This window comes from Paraburkholderia edwinii, from assembly GCF_019428685.1.
Lineage (GTDB): Bacteria > Pseudomonadota > Gammaproteobacteria > Burkholderiales > Burkholderiaceae > Paraburkholderia > Paraburkholderia edwinii.
The window spans coordinates 1,409,592-1,424,822 of the sequence record NZ_CP080095.1 but is presented as its reverse complement, the minus strand read 5'-3'; the positions used below and the strand labels follow the sequence as shown (position 1 = coordinate 1,424,822).

Genomic DNA, 15,231 nt, shown 5'->3' with positions numbered 1-15,231 from the left:
GCTTCATTGCTGCTTTCAGGCTTTCTTCCAGGCATCGAAGATCAGGCTCGCGCAACTGCCGCCGAACCCGAACGACACCGACATCACACGCTCGAGCACCGCGTCGCGCGTCGCGCGCACGAGCGGCATCCCCTCGATGCAGGGGTCCGCGTCATCGATCGGCGCGTTGCCCGCGATAAACCGGTCGCGCATCATCAGCAGCGCGTAGATCGCCTCGTGCGCACCGCACGCGCCAAGCGGATGCCCCGTGAAACCCTTCGTCGACGAAAACGGCGGCACGTCCGTGCCCCACACGTCTTGCATCGCCCGCACTTCTTCGACGTCGCCTGACGGCGTCGACGGTCCGTGTGTGTTCACGTAGTCGGGCGAACCGATTCGAGCCGCAGAATCGGCGCCAGCACCAGCATCGGCATCCGCAAGCGCGCTTCGAATCGCGCGCGCAATGCCGTGCGCGTGCGGCGTCACCATCCCCGCGCCGTCCGTGCATTGTCCAAAGCCCGTCAGCTCGGCATAAATCCGCGCACCGCGCGCCAGCGCATGATCGAGCGATTCGAGCACGAGCACACCACCACCCGATGCGATCACAAAGCCGTCGCGCGCGACGTCGTACGGGCGCGACGCCTGCTGCGGCGCATCGTTCGAGCGGCGCGACAGCGCGTGCATCGCATCGAACATCAGCGTCATGTTGTCGTGCAGGCATTCGCTGCCGCCCGCGAGCACGATGTCCTGCGCGCCGCTGCGGATCAGCTGCAGCGCCTGCCCGATCGCAAGCGCCGAAGTCGTGCACGCCGACGACGGCGAATAGGCCACCCCTTCAACGCCGAATACCTGTGCGACATTGGCTGACGCGGTGCTGCTCATCGCTTGCGGCACCGTGTACGGCGGCACCTTGTCGACACCACGCGTATGCGCAATCGCCATCGCCGCGTCGTACGCCGACATCGTGCCGACACCCGAGCCGATCACAGCGCCCGCACGCGGCGAATGCAGCGCGTGCGCGGGCAATGCCGCGTCGTCGAGTGCCTTCTTCACCGCGTGGCACGCGAAGCGCGCGGTGTCGCCCATAAAGCGCTCGAGCTTGCGATCGAACGGCGGCTCGTGCTCCACGCTCGCCACGCCGGCCACCTGGCTCGCGAAGCCGCGCTCGCGCCACGCGTCGACGCGCACGATGCCGCTCTTGCCGTCGCGCAACGCGGCCGACACCTGCGCGAGCGTATTGCCGAGACACGACACGATGCCCATGCCGGTCACGACGACGCGCGCGGAGCGGCGTTCGTGCGCGAGCCGGCGTTCTACGGCAGCACTCATCGAACGCGCCTGAAGATCAGCGACGTATTGATCCCGCCGAACGCGAAGTTATTGCTCATCACGTATTCGGCATCGATCTCGCGGCCTTCGCCCGTGATGTAGTCGAGCGGCGCGCAGGCCGGGTCGACCTGCGTGAGGTTCAGCGTCGGCGCGAACCAGTTACGGTTCATCATCTCGATCGTCCACCATGCCTCGAGCGCGCCGCACGCGCCAAGCGTATGGCCGACGTAGCTCTTCAACGAACTGATCGGCATGCGTTCGCCGAAAATCTGCGCGGTCGCCGCGCTTTCCGCGACGTCGCCGCGATCGGTCGCCGTGCCGTGCGCGTTCACGTAGGCAATCGCATCGCGATTCAATTGCGCGTCGTCGAGTGCGAGCTGCATCGCGCGCGCCATCGTCGGTGCGTTCGGCTGCGTCATATGCGCGCCGTCGGAATTGCAGCCGAAGCCCACGAGTTCCGCATGAATGCGCGCGCCGCGGGCCAGCGCGTGCTCGTATTCCTCGAGCACGAGCGTTGCCGCGCCTTCGCCGACCACGAGCCCGTCGCGCGCCGCATCGAACGGACGCGGTGTCAGGTGCGCTTCGTCGTTGCGCGTGCTGGTCGCGTAAAGCGTGTCGAACACGGCCACGGCCGGCCCCGACAGCTCTTCCGCGCCGCCCGCGAGCATCAGACTGGCCTTGCCGGTCGCGATCGTTTCGTACGCATAGCCGATCGCCTGGCTGCCCGATACGCACGCCGACGAAGTCGGCACGATGCGCCCTTTCAGATCCCAGAAGAGGCTCACATTGACGGCCGTCGTATGCGGCATCATCTGCACGTAGCTGTTCGACGTCACATCCGCCATCGAGCCCGTTTCGAGCATCGTGCCGAACGCGCGTATCGGTTCGACCGAACCCGACGACGAACCGTAGGCGACCCCCATGCGGCCATCGGCAATCGACGCATCGTCGGCGAGGCCCGCATCGGCGAGCGCGAGTTCGCTCGCGCGCACCGCATAGACCGAAACCGGACCCATCGCGCGCGTCTTCTTGCGCGGATAATGCGCGGGCACGGAAAACTCAGGCAGCGGGCACGCGAGACGCGTATGCAGCGACTCGAAGCGTTCCCATTCGGCGATCCGCCGCACGGCGTTGCGGCCGCGTTTCAAGGCCGCTTCGATGTCGTCCCAGCGGCTGCCGAATGCGGTCACGCCGCTCATACCGGTAATGACGACGCGCTTCATCAGATCATCCCGCCGTTGACGCCGATCACCTGACGCGTCACATACGAAGCCGCATCCGACATCAGGAAACTGACCGCCGCCGCGACTTCGGCCGGCTGGCCGACGCGGTTCATTGGCACGGTCTTCAGCGCATGTTCGACCGGCACCTCGTCGAGCATGCCGGTTTCGATCAGCCCCGGCGCCACGCAATTCACCGTGATCGCACGCGACGCGAGCTCGACCGCGAGCGCCTTCGTCGCGCCGATCAGACCCGCCTTCGCGGCGCTGTAGTTGACCTGGCCGCGATTGCCGATCACGCCCGACACCGACGCGATCGTGACGATGCGGCCGCCCTGCTTCGCGCGCACCATCGGCATCGTCAGCGGATGCACGACGTTGTAGAACGCGTCGAGCCCGGTTTCGATCACGACGTCCCAGTCTTCGTCGGTCAGCGCCGGAAACGCAGCGTCGCGCGTCACGCCGGCGCTGCAGACGATGCCGTAGTACGCGCCGTGCGCGGCCACATCGGCTTCGAGCACCTCGCGGCAGGCGGCGCGCTCGCGCACATCGAACTGCAGCACGCGCGCGGAGCCGCCCTGCGCCGCGATGCCGGCCGTCACGGCTTCGGCTTCGCTGCGGCCTGTGCGGCAGCCGACGGTGACCGCGAATCCGTCCGCGGCCAGTTGATACGCAATCGCGCGGCCGATGCCGCGGCTTGCGCCGGTAATGAGAACGCGCCGGCTCATGATCCGGAAATCCCCTCGATGAATGACTGAAAATCGGTCGGCTGGTACACCTTGATCACGGCTTGCGCGCAACGCGTGCCGTCGTGCTCAATCGTGCATTCGTACGCGCCGTGTCCTTCGGTGCTGCGCAGCACTTCCTTGGCGTCGATGCGCAGTTGCGCATCGCGCGCAAAAGCCGGCACGCATGCTTCGTAGCTGCGCGAGCCGAGCAGCACGCCGGGCCGCGCGCGGCCGCCCGCGCGCATCGCGAGCAGCGAGACGTGCGCGGCAATCGCCTGCGCCATCAGCTCGATGCCGATCCACGCGGGCATCGCGCCGTCGGCATTGGCGTACCAGGCGTCGGCATGGACGGTCGCGTGTGCGGTCAGCGTGTCGTCGCTGCATGCGCTCACGCGGTCGACGAGCAGCATCGAGCCGCGATGCGGCAGGATGACCTCGATCGGCTCGAAGACCTCCGCTTCTGCTTCCGCTTTCGCTTCGATGCGGACGGACGCGGCAAGCGATGCGCCCGCTTCGCCTCGTGTCTCGCTTATCGTTTCGTTGATCGCTTCGCTCATGGCTTTTTTGCGCCCTTTGTCGTCCCTTTTATTGCCCTTTTATCGTCCCGTTCAGCCCGCGAGAATCAGGCTGCAATTGCTGCCGCCGAACGCAAACGAATTGCTCATCACATAGCGCATGCCAACGCCGCGCGGCAAATACCGTTCGTCTTCGACGAGGTCCAGCCTCGGCAACGCGGGATCGGGCTGTCCGTCCCAGCAGTGACGCGGCAAGGCCATGCGTTCGCGCGCGAGCGTGAGCCACGCGAAGCCGAGTTCGGTCGCGCCGGCCGCGCCGAGCTGATGGCCCGTGTACGGCTTCGTGCCGCTTGCCGCGACGCCGCCGGCGAACACGCGCGCCATCAGCTGCGATTCCATTTCGTCGTTCTTGCGCGTCGCCGTGGCATGCAGGTTCACATAACCGATCGCCGACGGCGCGAGTCCGGCGTCGTCGAGCGCCGCGCGCAACGCCAGTTCACCGCCCACGCCTTGCGGGTCCGGCGCGGAAATGTGATGCGCGTCGCTCGATTCGCCGCAGCCGATGAGTGCGACCGGACCTTCATCGCGGCTCATCAGAAACACGGCCGCCCCTTCGCCGACGTTGATCCCGCAACGGTTGACGCTCATCGGATTGGTACGCGTCGTACTCGTCGATTCGAGCGATGCGAAGCCTTGCACAGTCAGCTCGCACAGCGAATCGACGCCGCCGACCACCACTGCGTCGCACAGTTGCAACTGCAGCAGGCGGCGCGCGGAGACGAACGCCTTCGCGCTCGATGTACAAGCGGTGGACACCGTGAATGCGGGGCCGTCGATGCCGAGCGCCGCGGCGGCGAACGGCGCCGCCGCGCCGATTTCCGTCTGCCGGTAATCGAAGCCTGCCGGCATCGCGCCCGCCTGTGCCCGGTGCGCGAACGCCGCTTCGGCCGCGTCGATGCCCGATGTGCTCGTACCGAGCACGACGCCGATCCGGTCAGCGCCGTAGCGTTCGCGCGCCGCGTCGACGTGCGGCGCAATCTGCGCGAGCGCGGCGAGCAGCAAGCGGTTGTTGCGGCAGTCATAGGGCTCGAGCGATGCTGGCGGCACGATGTCGAGCGCGGCGATCACGCGGCCGACGAATGCGTCGCCGATGCCCGTGGCAAGCGTGGTCATACCCGGCGCGTGTCCAGCGGCGAGCGCGGCTGCAATCGTGTCGACATGGTCGCCGAGCGCGTTGACCATGCCGAGCGCGTGCAGATAGACCGCTTGTTTCGATTTTTGCGCCTTCGGAATGCTCAGCGAAGCGCTCATGCGGTCCTCCGTAAATTCGACGGCATGCCGATCGGCGCAAGCAGCACCGCGACCGCAATGCCGAGCGCGAGCGTCGTGCCGAAGCTGTGCAGCGCGGGCATCGCGCTCGCGCCGAGCATGCCGAACGACAGCAGCGTGGTGGCGGCCGACAGCAGCACGCCCGTCCAGACCGCGCCGAGATCGGCGCCCGCGCGCATGCAGCCCTCGCGCAGGAACACCGCGTAATTCGAGCCGACGCCGAGCACGAGCATCAACGCAAGGCAGTTGAACAGATTGAGCGGAATATGCGCGTAGCCGAATGCCGCGAGCGTCAGCGCTACCGCCAGCAGCACCGGCATCGTCACCTCGATGCCCCCGCGCGACCCATAACGGAACATCGACAGCGCGAGCACGAGCACCAGTGCGCCGGCGAGCCACAGCGCGCTATCGACGCGATACGCGCCGAACAGCTTCGACACGCTGGCCGCCTTGTCGACGAACACAGCGCCGGGCACCGCATGCGCCGCGGCAAGCAGCGCCGGCAGATTGCCGGCATTCACCCGCTGCGGAATGACGAGCGCCGCGTAGCCGCGTGACCCGGTGTCGGCGGTGTTGAGCCATAGATGACGGAACGGCCGCGACCACGGCGCGGCAAGCCAGCGGTCGATCGTGAGCGGAGCGGGACTCGCCGGCTGCCGATACGCCGCGAGCCATGCATCGGCGACATCGTCGCGAAAGCCCGCGCTGACGAGCGTCGCGCGCAACGCGGCGGGGTTGTCGAAGACGCGCTTCGCGAGCAGTGCGCGATCGTCCACCTGGCGCTTGGCCGACGGCACGAACGACGTCACCGACTGCCAGCCCTCCGCCGACGACGCGCCGCTTAGCGCATCGAGCCGCGCGCCGAGCGTTTCCGCGCGCTGCAGCGCGATCTCGGGCGTTTCGCCGCGCACGACGAAGAACTGCGCGGTGTTGTCGATACCGATCGCGGTGCGGATGGCGTTTTCCTGCCTCGCCAGCGATGGATCGCGATTGATCAGCAGATGGATATCGTCGTCGCTCGACAGAAGCAGCCAGCCCGGTGCCGCCGCGACCAGCAGCAGTGCGGCGACGATCCATGCGCGGCGGCCATTCAGTAACGCGTGCCAGTGCGTGAGCAGCCGCCCTGCTGCATCGAATAGTGTGCGCGAATTGCGGCGGGTTTTAAGCGATGCCCCGCTTGCGTAGCTTTTTTGGCCCGTTTGTCGCGACTGGCTCGACTGGCTCGACTGGCCCGTCGCTTGGTTCGTCGCTTGGCTCGTCGATTGATTCGATTGACCAGCCCAACGCCGCTGCATCCGCGGCATCAACGCAGGCAGCAGCGTCAGCACCGAAGCGAACGCCGCACAAATGCCGACGATCGCAAAGCACGCAATCTGCCGCAGCGCCGGAAACGGCACGCACGCGAGAATCGCATAGCCGAGCAGACTCGTGGTCAGCGCAACGGTCAGTGCCGGACGCACCGCCCGCGCGGCGCGCTGCGCATCGAAGCGCGTGGATTCGCTACCTGCATGACGGCCGTCGCGATCGCCCGACCCACCGAGCGCCACGACAAAGTACTGAATCGAGTAATCGACTGCCTCGCCGATCAGACTCGCGCCGAACACGAGCGTGACGAGATGCAGCTTGCCGAACAGCAGCATCGTTGCCGCGAGCGCACAGACAATGCCAAGCGCGGTCGACAGAAAAGCGAGCACGAGAAAGCGCGGCGAGCGGAACACCCACAGCATCAGCAAGGCAATGCCGAACGCGGACGTCGCGCCGATCAGATGCACCTCGCGCTCCGCTGCGGCGCGCGCGGCCTGGGCGTAAAACACGGCGCCGGTGCGGGCGAGCGTCACGTCGGGAAACTGTGTCTTAAGCTGCTTCTCGCCGCGCTCGCTCGCGTGCAGCACCGCCTGTTCGAGCGGTGCATCGTAGGCCGAGCCCGGCAGCGTTGCGACCACCAGCACGCTGGTCGCCGCGCCGCGGTGCGCGACGAGCAGGCCGTCTTCGATGCCGAGGTTCGACGTCGCGAGCGGCAAGGCGGCGAGCCAGTGTTCGAGCCAGCCGAACGGATCGTCCGCGAGCGGCGTCGCGAATGCGCCGTGCACGGGGTTATACAGGCGCCGCAGCAGCGCGTCGCGCAGCGGCATCGAAGGATCGGCGAGCGACGCGCGGTCCGCGGCCGTCAGCAACCCGAAACGGTAAGGCAGATAGAGACCGCTGATCTGCGACAGGTCGAACGGCGGCAGTTGTGCGGTCACCGTGCGGAATGCGCCGCTCGACGAGAGCGTCGCCGCCAGCGATTTCGCGGCCGCTTTCGCGTGGTCGCCGTCGTTCGCGGTCACGACGTAGACGGTGCGGTCGCCTAGCGCGGCCGCGAGGGCGTCGACCGCTTGCTCGGCGACCGGATCGGCTTCGGTCTGCGGAAGCAGTTCGAGCAGGTTCGTTTGCAACGGCGACGGCCCGGTGAAACGCCACGCGCAATACAGCACCGCGACGAGCGCGAGCACGAGCCAGACGGCCCGGATGCCCCAGCGCTGCCGCACGAGCCGTTGCTGCGTGAGTTCCATTACGACGACGCTCCAAAGAGCGCGCGCTCGGCCGGCGTCAGTGCGTCGACGGCGCTGCTGCGCGTGAAGTCGAGTTGCGTCACATCGCCGTTCGCCAGCGTGATGCGCACGTGCTGCAAATACGCGCCGCCGCTCATCTGCAAGGATTTGATCGCCTGCGCGAGCTGCGGCTGGTTAGGCTTGAGCAGCATTTGCCATTGCTCGGGCGTGCCGCGCGCGTCGACGTCGAACTGCGCGTATAGCGCCGAGAGATCTCCGCCGAACATCGAGCGCATCATCCGCGAGACCTGGGCGACGCCCTGCGCCCCGCCCCCTGTGCGCGGCGCGCCGTCGGTCTTCAGGTGCTGACCGTTCGGGTTGACTTCGCTGACGCCGGCATCGTCGATGACGTAGGTCGTTTTATACGGCGTATCGATGCGCCAGATCACGCCACGCGCGCGGAAAAACAGCAGCGAGCCCGTGTTCACGAGCGGCTCGCGCATGGCGGAAAGCGTCTGTGTCTGCGTGAATTGGGCGCGTACGCCGTTCATATGGCCGAGCTCGGATGCGATCGATGCGACGAGTCCAGGATTGCCCGCCACCGCTGCAGCCGAAGCCGAAGCTGCATTCGCCGCTGCAGGCGACGCCGCCACCGCGTCCACGCAGCGCAACAGAAGGCCCGCTGCACCCACGGACAAGGTCAGCGCCGCAACGACCGTCACGGTCCCCGTCACCATCGCGCGCACGCGCCGGTATCGTTTCAGATTCAAGCTTTCCATACACGCTCCAGTTTCTCGAATACGACCAGCGGCGACTCGAACTGCAATTCCTGCGACGCGGCATCGACCGCGACCTGAATCGTGTAGCCCTTCGTGAGGCGCGTGCCGGACGCGCGATCGACGATCGTGTAGCCGATCTTCAAACGGTTCTGGTACTCGAGCAGTTCGGCCCGCACCTCGAGCTGCTGCCCGTAGGTGGCCGGCCGCACATACTTCAGATGCGCCTCGACGATCGGCCACAAATAACCGGACGCCTGCATCTCGCGGTAGTCGTAGTCGAATGCGCGCAACAAAGCCGCGCGGCCGATCTCGAAGTACTTCAGATAGTTGCCGTGCCAGCAGACGTTCATGGCGTCGACGTCGTGAAACGGCACTTCGACGAATCCGCTTGCCGCAAGGACCGGCGCGGAATTAGCGAGTTCGTGCATCTGCATCGGTTTTCTCCTCGCGGGGCACGCCGACGCGCACGTCGGCGAATGCATCGACCAGCGCGCCATCGGCGATTTGCGCAGTCAGCGCACGCAGGTCCATTTCGAGCGCGCGGTCCTCGTCGACGAACGGCGATTGCGCATTGACGCGGTCCGCGAAGCTCGCGAGCGGCGTGGGCACGAGCGTCGCAGCAGCGTCGCGCACGCGCAGCCGCAAGGCCTGCACGGCCGCGAGCGTATGCGCGGCCGCGACCTGCTCCGTTAGCTCGATCACGCGCAGGCAGTCGCGCGCGGCGATCGTGCCCATGCTGACCTTGTCCTGATTGTGCGATTCGGTCGAACGCGAGAACACGCTCGCGGGCATCGTCAGCTTCAATGCTTCGGCCGTCCATGCGGACGACGAAATCTGCACCGCCTTGAAGCCGTGATTGATCGGCGCACGCGACGACGTCGCGCCGGACAGATTGCGCGGCAAGCCGTTGTTGAACTTCTCGTCGACCAGCAGCGCAAGCTGGCGGTCCATCAGGTCCGCGAGATTGGCGACCGCCGTCTTCAGCGAGTCCATCGCGAACGCGATATGGCCGCCGTAGAAGTTGCCGCCGTGCAGCACGCGCTCGCTGTCGGGATCGACGAGCGGATTGTCGTTTGCGCTGTTCAGTTCGTTTTCGACGTCGCGCCGCACCCATGACAACGCGTCGCGCGCCACGCCGATCACATGCGGTGCACAGCGGATCGAATAGCGGTCCTGCAGACGGTGGCCCGGCGTATCGTCGCGGCCGGCGAGGTCCGCGCGAATCCATGCGGCCGCTTCGGCCTGGCCCGCATGCGGCTTCGCCTCGAAAATCAGCGCGTCGAAATGCGCGGCGCGTCCGTCGAGCGCAACCGTCGACAACGCCGTCAGGCGCGTCGCGATACGCGTCAGATGGTCGGCGCGCGCGAACGCGAGGCACGCAAGGCCTGTCATCACCGCCGTGCCGTTCATCAGCGCGAGGCCTTCCTTCGGGGCGAGTGTGAGCGGCGCGCGGTCGAGTTCGGTCCACACGCCGCGCGCCTCGCGCAGCGCGTCGTTGAACATCACGTCGCGTTCGCCGACGATCGCAGCGGCAACATACGACAACGGCGTCAGGTCGCCGCTCGCGCCGACCGAGCCCTCCGACGGAATGCGCGGCAGAATCCGGTGATTGATCAGATCGGCGAGGCGCTCGAGCAGAATCGGCCGCACGCCCGACAGGCCATACGCGAGTGAGTTGAGCCGCGCGGCGATGACCGCAAGCGTTTGCGCATCGTCGAGATACGCGCCCATGCCGCAGCCGTGATAGCGCGTGAGCTGCAGCGGCAATGCGTTGACGAGATCCATCGGCACGTCGACGACGCAGGCCTCGCCGTAACCGGTATTGACGCCGTACACGGTCGCGCCTGCCGCCAGATGCCGGCGCAGGAATTCCGCGCCGCGTTCGATACGCGCGCGCCACGCCGGGTCGGCGCTCAAGGCGACGGGCGCGCGCCGCTGCGCGATCGCCACGACGTCTTCGATTGCCATCCGCCGGCCGCCGATGACGACCGGCTGTTGTGCGGCGCGCTGCTTGATGGTTGCGCGCGCATCGATCGTGCGTGCGTCGCCGCTCAGGTCATGCTCGGCCATTCGCTCCCCCGTTGCTTCGCGCGGACACGCGCACGAAGCGGTCTTGTGCGGGCGTCGCCTTCGCGGGACGCGCCCAGAAATCGTAAAAGTTGAACCACTGGTAAGGCGCTTTGCGGCAGTAGTACTCGAGCCGCGCCGCATAGCGTTGCGCCCATGCGGCCAGATGCGCAAGCCGCTCGCCGCGCGGCAGTTCGATGCGTTCGGCGAACGGCTCGAAGTAGACGCGATAGCTTGCGCGCGCTTCCTTCAGGCAGAAAAACAGGTAGACCGGGCAGCCGAGCGCATGCGCGAGCACGTACGGCCCTTGCGCGAACGGCGCGGTCGCACCGAGAAACTGCGCGTCGATCGTGCGGCCCGATTCGCTCGCCGGCACGCGGTCGCCGACAATCACGAGCAGTTCGCCCGCGTCGATGCGCTCCTGCATCATCATCGACGTCTGCGGACCGAAGTCGCTGACTTCGACAAGGCGCTGCGCGAACTGGCTGTTCGCGCCGGCCAGCACATTGTTGAAGCGCCGCGCGTGTTCGGTGTAGACGATCGCGGTGATCTTCACGTATGCGCCGCGTATGGCGAGCGCGCGCATCATTTCCAGATTGCCGAGATGCGCGCCGATGACGAGCGCGCCGCGGCCGCTCGCGGCCAGCGCTTCGAATGCGGACGGATCGTCGAAGGCGATTGCGTCGATGTTGACGCGGCCGGACCATGCGGCAAGCTTGTGCAGGCCGGCTTGCGCGAAGGCGTACATCTGCCGGTATGCGCTGGGCCAGCCGGGGCGCGGCATACGGGGGTTTTGTATTGCGTTGCTGCTGTGCGTTGCGTCGCCGCTTGTGTTGCTTGCTGTCTCGTCGCGCGTTTTGTCGCTTGCGATGTTCGCTTTTTCAGCGCGCGTCGCTTCGGCTGCATCGTTTTGCGCGGCGTTCGCGAGTCGCGTGAAATACGTGCGCGAGGCACTCCGCGCGGCGCGGCCCGTCAGCAGGAAGTACGCGACGATCGGATGCAGTAGCCAGCCCGTCACACGCAGACCGAACAGCCGGCAACTGAGCGCAAGGGTTTGCATGCCGAGACGGCTGCCGCGTTCGGCAATACGCGACCAGTGATGAGGGTTGACCGGCGCTTGCGTGGACGCGGTGGACGCCGTGGATGCGGTGGATGCGGTGGCATTCGGGCGGCCGCTGTGCGGCGCGCTGTGTTTGGCGCCGGCCGCCGCCGCGTTTTCAGGCCTGTCTTCGAGGCCGATTGCAGGGCCGTTCGCAGCCCCGCTTACCGCGTCGTTTTCCACAACCGGCACGCCCGCGTCGCGCGGCATCAGCTTGTGCGCGAGCAGCACCGGCAAGCGCCAGAGCATCCCGCACACGAGGCGCGTGTGGCTGCGCGAGATGCGCACGTTGTCCCACAGCACATCGAAATGCGACACGCCGTCCTGCGCGTACGTGACGCGAGTGTCGAGCGTGCGAAACGCGATATGCCGCCAGTACAAACGCACGAGGATCTCGATGTCGAAGTCCATGCGCTCCGGCAGCGCGACCTCGTCGAGCAGCGCGCACGCGGCCGCAAGCGGATAGAGCCGGAAGCCGCACATCGAATCGCCGATCGTCAGCGACAGCGTTTCGATCCACACCCACACGTGCGTCAGATAGCGGCCGTACAAACGCGCCTTCGGCACGCTCGCGTCGTAGACCGGACGGCCGATCACGACAGCCGCGGGCGCGGCGCGCGCGGCTTCGATAAAACGCGGCACATCGGCTGCATCGTGCTGCCCATCGGCGTCGATCTGCAGCGCATGCGTGTAGCCGGCGACCCGCGCGGCGCGCAGTCCGTCCATCACGGCCGCACCCTTGCCGCCGTTCTTCGGCCGCCGCAGCAGCGTCAGTTGCGGGGCGTACCGGTCGTGCAGCGCATTGAGCACTTCGCGCGTCGCGGCATCGCTGCCGTCGTCGACGAGAAAGATCGGCAGCCCGTGGACCGCGAGCTTCGCGAGCGTTTCGCCGATCGCGTCCTTGTGGTTGTATATCGGCACCACGATGCAGGCGGCGAAATTCACGTGGACTCCCGATAGACGATCACGCCCGACGCGCAATCGCGTTCCCCGAGCCGGTAAGAGAACTGCACGCGCCGCCGCGGCGCGTCGTGCGCGAGCGTCAGCGCGAGCAGCGCGCCGGGGCGCACGGGCGCCGTGAATTTGAGCCGGTCGATCGACGCGAGGCCGTCCACGCCGGGCACGTGTTCGGACGCGAGGCGGATCGCCCAGTCGAGCTGCACGACGCCCGGCAGAATCGGCACGCCGGGGAAGTGGCCGTCGAAATGGACGAGCGACGGCGGCACGCGCAGTTCGTAGTGCAGTTCGTTGCCGTCGCGCGCTTCCGCCAGCACTTCGACGCCTTCCGGGCGCGGTCCGAACGCTTGCGCAAGCGTGGTGGCGGGCAGTTTGCCGCGCGCGTCGTAAGGCAGCGCGATCCTGAAACGCCAGCGGCGCGGCAACACGACGGTGTCGAAATACGTCGCGAGATGACGATGCAGCGTCTTCGCGAGCGCAATGCGGCCGCTCGCGCGCAGCGCCGCACTGCCCGTCTCGCTCAACGCGATCACGGCGCCGATGCGCTCGCGCGATACACCGGCGAGCGGCACCGTCGCGGCCTGCGCGACATAGGGGTGCAGCATCAGGCGCGCTTCGAGTTCGGGCAACGACACGCGCTTGCCGTCGAGCTTCACGATGCGGTCGAGCCGACCTTGCAGCGTAAAGCGGCCGTTTGCATCGAACGACACGGCGTCGTCGGTGCGATGCCAGTCGTCGTGACCGAGATGCGGCGAGCGCAGTTCGAGCGCCCCATCCACGCCGCGCCGCGTGTCGATGCCGACCAGCGGCTGCCACGCCGTCGATGCGCTCTGGCAGCGCCAGCCGATGCCGCCCGTCTCGGTGCTGCCGTAGATTTCCACCGGCGACGCGCCGCCGAACGCGGCCGCGTACTCGCGCGCGGCCTCTTCGGCAAGCGGTCCGCCCGACGAAAAGAACGCGCGCGGCACCGGCGCGAGCGTCGCGAAGCCGGGTAATGCGGGCCAGCGCGACAACTGCGCGGGTGCGGAAACGACGACCGTCGCCCCGTACGCATCGATGCGCGTCTGCAATTGCTGCGGCTCGTTCACCGCCGTTCGATCGAACGGCCGGCCGGCCGCCAGCGGCCACAGCACGCGAAACAGCAAACCGTAGATATGCCGATGCGGCACGCTCGCGACGACCGTCGCAGTGCCTGCGAGATCGCGCCACTGGTTTTCGAGCGTGCGCACTTCGGCATCGAACTGCGCGAGCGTTTTACGAATCGGCTTCGGCGTGCCGCTACTGCCGGATGTGTACAGCGTGAGCGGCGCGTGCGGATCGATATGTGTGTATCGACCGGCGCGTTCGGCGGAAGACGCGGGATCGGACATCAGCGAAGTCTCGCGGGCGAGCGCCTGCACCGATGCGTCGGTCAGGACCGAGTCGTACGCGCCGGCAAGGTCGGCCAGATAGCCTGGCGTCGCGCTAGCGGGAATCACCGGCTCCTTGCCGCACGCGAGGATCGCGAAGAGCGCGCAGGCGAAGTCGTAGGTGTCGTCGATGCACAGCGCGCAGCGCGTGCCCTGCTGCTTATCGACATGCGCCGCGATCGCAGCGACGCGCGCGCAAAATGCGGCGTGGTCGATCGTCGTGGCGGTTTTTGAGGCGCTTGAAGAGTGGCCTTGCACGCGATCTTGCGTCTGTCCTTGCGTCTGTCCTTGCGCCTGATCTTGCGCGTCGCCTCGCGATACGTCGCGGCAAACCGGCGTATGCGCCGCACGCCGGCCGCGCAGCAGATCGTGCAGCGCGATCATGCGGCCTCCGAGCGTGCCGACGGTTCAGCACGCGCCACGCGCGGCAACACGACGAGATAACGCCACACGATCTCGCCGGCGAACAACAGGCCGATCAATCCATACGCAATCGCGCCGTTATAGAGCGACCACGCATCGCGCGGCCAGCACAGCGCCGTATAGAGCGAAAACGCGCCGTTCAGCACGAAGAACGCACACCACACCTGAGTCACGTGACGCGTATAGCGAATCGCCGGTTCGCTCAGATCCGGCTTGCGCAGCCGCGCAAATTTCTCGACCATCGACGGCCCGCGCACGAGCGTCGCGCCGAACGCGATCAGCAAGCCGAGGTTTACGAGACTCGGGTAGAGGCGCAGCAGCAGTTCGCTATTGGTCGCGACGATGACCGCGGAGCCGCAGCCGAGCAATGCCGCCACGCTCCATTCGACGGCCGAGATGCGCTTGAGCGTCGCGGCGAGCGCGCCGCGGCGCGCGATCTGCTGCACGCAAAGCAGGCCGAACAGCATGCAGCCGACGTAGCGCGGCGCACGCGAGTGCCACGCGAACAGAATCACGACCGGATAAGCGAGTTTCGCCGCGACGTTCATCACGCGCGCCGTCACGCGGCGCGCGGCGCCCGTAGCGGCCGGTCCATGCGACGGATCCTGCTGCATCAGCCCTGCGCCGCGAGCAGCGATTCGACCGCAACGATCACATCGCCCACCGTGCGCACCGACTTGAACTCTTCCGGCTTGATGCGACGGCCCGTCATTTCCTGCAGCTTGATCGCCAGATCGACGGCGTCGATACTATCGAGGTCGAGTTCCTCGAACAGGTGCGCCTCGGGCGTCACGCGTTCGGGATCGATGGCGAAGTTCTCCTTGAAGATCGCGCGAATGCGCGCGAGGATTTCTGCGTCGGTCACG

The 15,231-nt window shown here is 67.1% G+C and carries 13 protein-coding genes; all 13 read right to left on the bottom strand.

Going from position 1 to position 15,231, the window contains the following annotated elements; translation table 11 throughout:
* Positions 1-15: 15 nt before the first annotated feature.
* Genes KZJ38_RS06255 through KZJ38_RS06180 form a run of 13 tightly spaced genes read right to left on the bottom strand, consistent with a single transcriptional unit; the run spans position 16 to position 15,230 of the window.
* Positions 16-1,308: a beta-ketoacyl synthase N-terminal-like domain-containing protein gene (locus KZJ38_RS06255; RefSeq protein WP_219799265.1), complete on the bottom strand. Its 1,293-nt coding sequence runs from the start codon at positions 1,306-1,308 to the stop codon at positions 16-18.
* Entirely contained in the window at positions 1,305-2,531 is a 1,227-nt protein-coding gene (locus tag KZJ38_RS06250; RefSeq protein ID WP_219799264.1) for a beta-ketoacyl-ACP synthase, read from the bottom strand. Before KZJ38_RS06250 ends, KZJ38_RS06255 begins: the two co-directional genes overlap by 4 nt.
* Positions 2,531-3,256 (bottom strand): 3-ketoacyl-ACP reductase FabG2, encoded by a 726-nt coding sequence (locus KZJ38_RS06245; RefSeq protein ID WP_219799263.1) that lies wholly within the window; start codon positions 3,254-3,256, stop codon positions 2,531-2,533. The genes KZJ38_RS06250 and KZJ38_RS06245 overlap by 1 nt, the downstream gene beginning before the upstream one ends.
* A complete protein-coding gene (locus tag KZJ38_RS06240) occupies positions 3,253-3,813 on the bottom strand; it encodes a hotdog family protein (RefSeq protein ID WP_219799262.1) in 561 nt (186 codons plus the stop codon). The genes KZJ38_RS06245 and KZJ38_RS06240 overlap by 4 nt, the downstream gene beginning before the upstream one ends.
* Before the next feature lie 51 nt (positions 3,814-3,864).
* On the bottom strand, positions 3,865-5,082 hold the full coding sequence (locus KZJ38_RS06235; RefSeq protein WP_219799261.1) for a beta-ketoacyl-[acyl-carrier-protein] synthase family protein: 1,218 nt from the start codon (positions 5,080-5,082) through the stop codon (positions 3,865-3,867).
* Positions 5,079-7,652 (bottom strand): MMPL family transporter, encoded by a 2,574-nt coding sequence (locus KZJ38_RS36410; protein ID WP_246641657.1) that lies wholly within the window; start codon positions 7,650-7,652, stop codon positions 5,079-5,081. The genes KZJ38_RS06235 and KZJ38_RS36410 overlap by 4 nt, the downstream gene beginning before the upstream one ends.
* The gene (locus tag KZJ38_RS06220) at positions 7,652-8,410 is read right to left on the bottom strand and encodes a LolA family protein (protein WP_219799260.1); all 759 of its coding nucleotides are present in this window, start codon (positions 8,408-8,410) and stop codon (positions 7,652-7,654) included. Before KZJ38_RS06220 ends, KZJ38_RS36410 begins: the two co-directional genes overlap by 1 nt.
* Positions 8,398-8,844: an acyl-CoA thioesterase gene (locus KZJ38_RS06215; RefSeq protein WP_425518328.1), complete on the bottom strand. Its 447-nt coding sequence runs from the start codon at positions 8,842-8,844 to the stop codon at positions 8,398-8,400. The genes KZJ38_RS06220 and KZJ38_RS06215 overlap by 13 nt, the downstream gene beginning before the upstream one ends.
* Positions 8,822-10,480: an HAL/PAL/TAL family ammonia-lyase gene (locus KZJ38_RS06210; RefSeq protein WP_219799259.1), complete on the bottom strand. Its 1,659-nt coding sequence runs from the start codon at positions 10,478-10,480 to the stop codon at positions 8,822-8,824. Before KZJ38_RS06210 ends, KZJ38_RS06215 begins: the two co-directional genes overlap by 23 nt.
* The gene (locus KZJ38_RS36405; protein WP_246641656.1) at positions 10,467-12,521 is read right to left on the bottom strand and encodes a glycosyltransferase family 2 protein; all 2,055 of its coding nucleotides are present in this window, start codon (positions 12,519-12,521) and stop codon (positions 10,467-10,469) included. Before KZJ38_RS36405 ends, KZJ38_RS06210 begins: the two co-directional genes overlap by 14 nt.
* Positions 12,518-14,326, bottom strand: coding sequence for an ApeI family dehydratase (locus KZJ38_RS06190; protein WP_219799258.1), 1,809 nt, complete (start codon positions 14,324-14,326; stop codon positions 12,518-12,520). Before KZJ38_RS06190 ends, KZJ38_RS36405 begins: the two co-directional genes overlap by 4 nt.
* Positions 14,323-14,979 (bottom strand): COG4648 family protein, encoded by a 657-nt coding sequence (locus KZJ38_RS06185; protein WP_219799257.1) that lies wholly within the window; start codon positions 14,977-14,979, stop codon positions 14,323-14,325. The genes KZJ38_RS06190 and KZJ38_RS06185 overlap by 4 nt, the downstream gene beginning before the upstream one ends.
* Positions 14,979-15,230 (bottom strand): acyl carrier protein, encoded by a 252-nt coding sequence (locus KZJ38_RS06180; protein ID WP_219799256.1) that lies wholly within the window; start codon positions 15,228-15,230, stop codon positions 14,979-14,981. Before KZJ38_RS06180 ends, KZJ38_RS06185 begins: the two co-directional genes overlap by 1 nt.
* Position 15,231 lies beyond the last annotated feature (1 nt).

Coding starts and splice junctions, on each gene's coding strand:
- KZJ38_RS06210 (WP_219799259.1), bottom strand. CDS start 10,480: ATGGCCGAGCATGACCTGAGCGGCGACGCACGCACGATCGATGCGCGC.
- KZJ38_RS06235 (WP_219799261.1), bottom strand. CDS start 5,082: ATGAGCGCTTCGCTGAGCATTCCGAAGGCGCAAAAATCGAAACAAGCG.
- KZJ38_RS06240 (WP_219799262.1), bottom strand. CDS start 3,813: ATGAGCGAAGCGATCAACGAAACGATAAGCGAGACACGAGGCGAAGCG.
- KZJ38_RS06245 (WP_219799263.1), bottom strand. CDS start 3,256: ATGAGCCGGCGCGTTCTCATTACCGGCGCAAGCCGCGGCATCGGCCGC.
- KZJ38_RS06215 (WP_425518328.1), bottom strand. CDS start 8,844: ATGCAGATGCACGAACTCGCTAATTCCGCGCCGGTCCTTGCGGCAAGC.
- KZJ38_RS06190 (WP_219799258.1), bottom strand. CDS start 14,326: ATGATCGCGCTGCACGATCTGCTGCGCGGCCGGCGTGCGGCGCATACG.
- KZJ38_RS06185 (WP_219799257.1), bottom strand. CDS start 14,979: ATGCAGCAGGATCCGTCGCATGGACCGGCCGCTACGGGCGCCGCGCGC.
- KZJ38_RS06255 (WP_219799265.1), bottom strand. CDS start 1,308: ATGAGTGCTGCCGTAGAACGCCGGCTCGCGCACGAACGCCGCTCCGCG.
- KZJ38_RS36410 (WP_246641657.1), bottom strand. CDS start 7,652: ATGGAACTCACGCAGCAACGGCTCGTGCGGCAGCGCTGGGGCATCCGG.
- KZJ38_RS06220 (WP_219799260.1), bottom strand. CDS start 8,410: ATGGAAAGCTTGAATCTGAAACGATACCGGCGCGTGCGCGCGATGGTG.
- KZJ38_RS06250 (WP_219799264.1), bottom strand. CDS start 2,531: ATGAAGCGCGTCGTCATTACCGGTATGAGCGGCGTGACCGCATTCGGC.